Origin of the sequence: Pseudomonas sp. NPDC087803, from assembly GCF_044742995.1 — a bacterium.
In the GTDB taxonomy this organism is placed as follows: domain Bacteria; phylum Pseudomonadota; class Gammaproteobacteria; order Pseudomonadales; family Pseudomonadaceae; genus Aquipseudomonas.
In genome coordinates, this window is record NZ_JBIUVO010000114.1 from 1 (window position 1) to 6,362 (window position 6,362).

Sequence of the window (6,362 nt, forward strand, 5' to 3'; positions counted from 1 at the left end):
CCCCCGCCACAAGGACGTTCCATTTCCCTCTGAACAAGTCGGGGCTTGTTCGGAGGGAAAAGGAACGTCCTTGTGGCGGGGGTCGATAACCAGCTTTACACTCAGACCACCGCCGCTACCATGGGTTCGCCATGTCGACATTAGATGAAGAAGATCGCCGCGAATACTACCGTATCGAGGACACGATCGCACTGGAAATTCGGCCCCTGTCCGCTCCCGAAGCCGCAGGCCAGGAAGTGTTGCAGGATGCTTCCCCGCTGTTCAACCTGCTCAGCGAACTGCACCTGAGCGAATTCGAGTCGCAGCACCTGTTGCGCCAGATCAGCGAGCGCGACCGGGCCATCGCCGCGTTCCTCAAATCGCAGAACAAACGCATCGACCTGCTCAGCCAGGTGGTCGCCCTGACCGTGCTCGGTAAGATCGGCGAGCCGCAACCGGTGATCATCTCCGAAGGCGGGATCGACTTTCAGCACCCGACCCCGATCGCCACTGGCGCACACCTGTCGGTGAAACTGGTGCTGATGCCCCAGGCGCTGGGCCTGTTGCTGCGCGCCCGCGTCACCCATTGCGACCGCAAGGGCGACGGCTACGACGTCGGTACGGAGTTCGAACACTTGACCGACGCCCAGCGCCAGTTGCTCGCCCGCTATATCCTGCAGAAACAGGCCCAGGAACGACGCCTGGCCCGTGAACAGAACGAATCAAGCATTTAAATTAAGGAAGCACCGTGACCCTCATCTACGGCCACCGCGGCGCCAAGGGCGAAGCACCGGAAAACACCCTGACCAGTTTTCAGGAATGTCTCAAGCACGGCGTACGCCGTTGCGAACTGGATCTGCACCTGTCCAAGGACGGCGAGCTGATGGTGATCCACGACCCGACCCTCAAACGCACCACCGACCGGCGCGGCAAGGTGGTCGAGCACACCGCCGCCGAACTGGTGACCTACGACGCGCGCAAGGGCGGCCCGGGCTGGATCAAGCCGTGCCCGATTCCAACACTGGAAGAGCTGTTCGAAAAATGTGATTTCGAGCACTGGCAGCTGGAAGTCAAAAGCGCTTCGCGCACCCGCGCAGCCACCACTGTGCTGGCGATTCGCGAGATGGCGCAGCGTCATGGTTTGCTGGACAAGGTCACCATTACTTCAAGTTCGCGGGAAGTGCTGAAAGCGGCACTGGACCTGGTGCCGGACGTGTCGCGGGGACTGGTGGCCGAATACGCCTGGCTCGACCCGTTAAAGGTCGCGGCCAGCTATGGCTGTGAGATTCTGGCTCTGAACTGGACGCTGTGTACGCCGGAACGCCTGCAGAAGGCGCAGCGTCAGGGGCTGCATGTGTCGGTGTGGACCGTCAACGAGCCTGCGCTGATGCGCAGACTCGCCGACTTCGGCGTTGACAGCCTGATTACAGACTTTCCCGGTTTGGCCACTGCCACCCTCGAGAATTGCTGAAATCGGTCTCCCCGGCCGGCTCAGGCCACCGGCCGGAGCCCGTCAAAAAAGCCGGTTGAGGCCATCGTACGCCGCTACCCGATAGGCTTCGGCCATGGTCGGGTAGTTGAACGTGGTGTTGACGAAGTACTTCAGGGTATTCAACTCGCCCGGCTGGCTCATGATCGCCTGACCGATGTGCACGATCTCCGACGCCTGATAACCGAAGCAGTGAACGCCCAGCACTTCCAGGGTTTCACGGTGGAACAGGATCTTCAGCATGCCTTGCGGCTCGCCGGCGATCTGCGCACGCGCCATGCTCTTGAAGAATGCCTTGCCGACTTCATACGGTACCTTGGCCTGGGTCAGCTCCTGCTCGTTCTTGCCGATCGAGCTGATCTCCGGAATGGTGTAGATGCCGGTCGGCACGTCATTCACGAAGCGCCAGCTACCGTTATCGACGATGCTGCCGGCTGCCGAGCGCCCCTGGTCGTGGGCAGCACTGGCCAGGCTCGGCCAGCCGATCACGTCGCCGGCGCCGTAGATGTTCGGCACGCAGGTGCGGTAGGCCTCATCGACTTCGATCTGGCCACGGCTGTTGACCTTGACCCCGATGTTTTCCAGACCGAGCTGGTCGGTGTTACCGGTACGGCCGTTGCACCAGAGCAAGGCGTCGGCCTTGATCTTCTTGCCGGACTTCAGGTGCAGGATCACGCCGTTGTCCACGCCTTCAACACGATCGTAATCTTCGTTGTGGCGCACGGTGATGTTGTTGTTGCTGAAGTGGTAGCTCAACGCCTGGGAGATTTCCGAGTCGAGGAAGCTCAGCAACTGACCGCGGTTGTCCACCAGTTCGACCAGCACACCCAGACCGCTGAAGATCGAGGCGTATTCGCAACCGATCACGCCGGCGCCGTAAACGATCAGTTTGCGCGGGGTATGGCCGAGACTGAGGATGGTGTCGCTATCGTAGATACGCGGGTGGTGGAAATCGATGTCCGCCGGGCGATACGGGCGCGAACCGGTGGCGATGATGATGTGCTTGGCCACCAGCTTCTCGACCACACCGTTGGCGCAGACCACTTCGATGGTTTGCTCGTCGGCGAAGCTGCCGGTGCCGAAGAACACGTCGACGCGGTTACGGGCGTAGTAGCCGGTGCGCGAAGCGACCTGTTTGGAAATGACTTTCTCGGCGCTTTTCAACACGTCCGGGAAGGAGAACCAGCGTGGTTCACCGATCGCCCGGAACATCGGGTTGGTGTTGAACTGCATGATCTGCCGCACCGAGTGACGCAGGGCCTTGGACGGGATGGTTCCCAGGTGGGTGCAGTTACCGCCGACCTGGCGACGGCTGTCGACCATCGCCACCTTGCGCCCTGCTTTGGCGGCGTTCAGTGCCGCGCCTTCTCCCGCCGGGCCGGAACCCAACACCACCACGTCGTAGTTGTAGACAGCCATGCGTACTCCTCAGAACAGGCCGCGGTGCCAGCAGCACCGGCGGCTAAATCACGCCGAATCGCGGCGCGAAGGAACAATTGGGGGTCAGTAAAGAACCCGGACACAGTCTATAGAAGCGTCAACGCCGCGCACATTAACCCTTGGTCGCGTCGTAGGCTACTTTTGCCTGCACTACAACGCCAGCTTTCGTACTGTTTTCAGTCAACTTTTGCGCCATTGAGGCGTTCGAAAGCGCTACTGGTGCGGATGACGAAACCTGTATCGGCACGAATCACGAAGAATGCACCAATGTCATGTTTTTCGGCATAGTCCCAAGCCCTTTCAGGCCCGAGAATCAGCAACAGCGTCGATAGTCCATCGGCCATCAACGCTGAAGGATGAATCACCGTGACTGACGCCAGGTTGTGTAGGACCGGCGCTCCGCTCCGCGCATCGAAAGTGTGGGAATAACGCCGACCGTCCTGCAGGAAATAGTTGCGATAGTCACCGGAAGTGGACACGCCGTAGCCATCGACCTGAATGATCCGTTCGGCTACCTGCTGATCGTCACGCGGCTCCTCCAGCGCGATACGCCAGGACGAGCCGTCGAGCTTCTTGCCCTTGGCCTTGAGTTCACCGGTGGCTTCGGCGAGATAGTCATGGATGCCCATCGACTCGAGCCTGGCAGCGATGGTGTCGACGGCGTAGCCGGCGGCGATGCTGTTGAAGTCGACTTCGACCGGCGCGTCCTTGCACAAGCGATCACCATCGATATGCAGGTGGTGATAGCCAACCCGTTGCAGGGTTTCGGCCAGTGCAGCGGGGTCGGGGACTTTCTCTTCGCGACCCTGCGGGCCGAAGCCCCACAGGTTCATAAGCGGCTCGACCGTCAGGTCGTAGGAACCTTCGCTTTGCTCTGCCAGTTGTTCACCGACACGGACCAATTCGAGCACGGCAGCCGGCATGGTCTGACAGCTGTTCGCCGGCAAAGCATTGAAGCGTTCAATGTCGGAGTCGTTGCGATAGGTCGACATCTGCTGATCGACATCGGTGAGGATTTTTTCCACTTCAAGCTGGACCTGCGCGGCCTCGGGAAGACCGGCGTGGCGCACGTACTTGATCGAATAGGTGCTGCCCATGGTCGGGCCGCCGAAGCTTTCCATGGAGTCGCCGTTGCCGCAGCCGGACAAAGTGCCCACCAGCAGCAAAAGGCCTATCAGCCTCCCTATAGACAAATCCTCTACTCCCCACACAAAGCTGAAGATTATGCGCCAGAACCTGTAGGAGCTGCCGAGTGAAACGAGGCTGCGATCTTTTGCTCCTGATCTTTTGCTCTTGATCTTTGGAAGCAAGATCAAGAGATCGCAGCGTGCCGCAGCGCCTACAGGTTTTCATTCGTTTGATAGCCAGATGCTGGCCTTGGTAATGGCTATATCGTTTAAGCAGTGGCCTAACCAGTTGTTGCCTAACGATCTTTATACACATATGGTTACAAAACTGTTCACGGGTACTGCCTGAGTTTGCCGCGTGACGGCGAGGACGTGTCTAGTTCAGGGATTTCCAATAAGACAGCCAACAGAGAGTACGAACCAATGTCCTCCACCACGGGCAAAGGCAAAGCGATTTTTCGCGTTGTCAGCGGCAATTTTCTCGAGATGTTCGACTTTATGGTCTATGGCTTCTACGCCACGGCCATTGCCAAAACCTTCTTCCCGGCCGACAGCGCCTTTGCTTCCCTGATGCTATCCTTGGCCACCTTCGGTGCCGGCTTCCTGATGCGTCCGCTGGGAGCGATTTTCCTCGGTGCCTATATCGACCGTCATGGCCGTCGCCAGGGCTTGATCATTACGTTAGCGCTGATGGCCGCCGGTACGGTGCTGATTGCCTGCGTCCCCGGCTACGCCACCCTCGGCGTCGCCGCCCCGCTGATCGTGCTATTCGGTCGTTTGTTGCAAGGCTTCTCCGCCGGCGTCGAGCTGGGCGGTGTTTCGGTGTACCTGGCGGAAATCGCCACACCGGGCCGCAAGGGCTTTTTCGTCAGTTGGCAGTCGGCAAGCCAGCAAGCAGCGGTGGTCTTTGCCGGCCTGCTCGGGGTGGGTCTCAACCACTGGCTGAGCCCGGAACAGATGGGTGACTGGGGCTGGCGCGTGCCGTTCCTGATCGGCTGCATGATCGTTCCGGTGATTTTCGTCATTCGTCGCTCGCTGGAAGAAACCCCGGAATTCCAGGCGCGTAAACATCGCCCTACCCTGCGCGAAATCGTCCGTTCGATCGGTCAGAACTTTGGCATCGTCATCGCCGGCATGGCGCTGGTGGTGATGACCACGGTTTCGTTCTACCTGATCACCGCCTACACCCCGACCTTCGGCAAGGCCGAACTGCATCTGTCGGACTTCGACGCGCTGCTGGTGACCGTGTGTATCGGCCTGTCGAACTTCTTCTGGCTGCCGGTGATGAGCGCGGTGTCTGACAAGATCGGTCGCAAACCCCTACTGCTGGCGGCGACCATTCTGGCGATCCTGACCGCTTATCCTGCATTGTCGTGGCTGGTGGCGAACCCGAGCTTCAGTCATTTGCTGATCGTCGAACTGTGGCTGTCGTTCCTGTACGGCTCGTACAACGGGGCAATGGTGGTGGCGCTGACTGAAATCATGCCGGTGGAAGTGCGTACGACCGGGTTCTCGCTGGCCTATAGCCTGGCGACGGCGACCTTTGGCGGCTTTACGCCAGCGGCCTGTACTTACCTGATCCATGTGCTGGACAACAAGGCTGCGCCGGGGATCTGGCTCAGCGGTGCGGCGGTGCTGGGGTTGATTGCGACGCTGGTGCTGTTCCGCGGCAACAAGCATGAGCTGCGGACTGCGCAAGCGGCTGTGGCGGGTGGCGCCCGATAAAACGCCTTCGGGAGCAAGCCCCCTCCCACAGTGTGCGGTGGTGCCAACATGATTGTGTGAACACCGCCAAACCTGTGGGAGGGGGCTTGCTCCCGAAGAGGCCAACACAGGCAATAAAGATTCAGCAGGCATAAAAAAACGCCCCGACCAAAGTCGGGGCGTTTTCATTTGCGGCTAAGGCTTAGCGCGGGAACGCTGGCGGGTTTACACCGGCCATGTCTTCCATCACGCGAACTACCTGGCAGCTGTAGCCGAACTCGTTGTCGTACCAGACGTACAGAACAACGCGGTTGTCCTGAACGATGGTCGCTTCAGCGTCGACCACACCGGCGTGACGCGAACCCACGAAGTCGGTGGACACCACTTCCTGCGAGTTGACGAAGTCGATTTGCTTGTGCAGATCGGAGTGCAGCGCCATGTAGCGCAGGTACTCGTTCATCTCTTCACGGGTGGCGGCTTTCTCAAGGTTCAGGTTGAGAATGGCCATCGACACGTTTGGCGTCGGAACGCGGATCGCGTTACCGGTCAGCTTGCCGGCCAGCTCAGGCAGGGCCTTGGCCGGAGCGGTGGCAGCTCCGGTCTGGGTGATGACCATGTTCAGC

5 protein-coding genes and 1 pseudogene are annotated in these 6,362 nt (G+C 59.9%); 3 read left to right on the top strand and 3 right to left on the bottom strand.

What is annotated here, in order from left to right; all coding sequences use genetic code 11:
- Positions 1-131 precede the first annotated feature (131 nt).
- Both ACIOUG_RS26385 and ACIOUG_RS26390 read left to right on the top strand, forming a co-directional pair.
- Complete coding sequence (locus ACIOUG_RS26385; protein ID WP_401070022.1) at positions 132-713, top strand: PilZ domain-containing protein; 582 nt, start codon at positions 132-134, stop codon at positions 711-713.
- Between the two features lie 14 nt (positions 714-727).
- A complete protein-coding gene (locus ACIOUG_RS26390) occupies positions 728-1,450 on the top strand; it encodes a glycerophosphodiester phosphodiesterase family protein (protein ID WP_003226579.1) in 723 nt (240 codons plus the stop codon).
- Positions 1,451-1,492: 42 nt separating this feature from the next.
- Here ACIOUG_RS26390 and sthA read toward each other — a convergent pair whose 3' ends face one another.
- Positions 1,493-2,887, bottom strand: coding sequence for a Si-specific NAD(P)(+) transhydrogenase (sthA, locus tag ACIOUG_RS26395; RefSeq protein ID WP_401070024.1), 1,395 nt, complete (start codon positions 2,885-2,887; stop codon positions 1,493-1,495).
- A gap of 197 nt (positions 2,888-3,084) precedes the next feature.
- Entirely contained in the window at positions 3,085-4,101 is a 1,017-nt protein-coding gene (locus tag ACIOUG_RS26400) for an FAD:protein FMN transferase (protein WP_401070025.1), read from the bottom strand.
- Positions 4,102-4,458: 357 nt separating this feature from the next.
- On the opposite strand from ACIOUG_RS26400, the gene ACIOUG_RS26405 reads away from it, so the two are divergent.
- Complete coding sequence (locus ACIOUG_RS26405) at positions 4,459-5,760, top strand: MFS transporter (RefSeq protein WP_401070028.1); 1,302 nt, start codon at positions 4,459-4,461, stop codon at positions 5,758-5,760.
- Between the two features lie 181 nt (positions 5,761-5,941).
- Here ACIOUG_RS26405 and ACIOUG_RS26410 read toward each other — a convergent pair.
- Positions 5,942-6,362, bottom strand: a pseudogene (locus ACIOUG_RS26410) (glyceraldehyde-3-phosphate dehydrogenase); the annotation flags it as partial.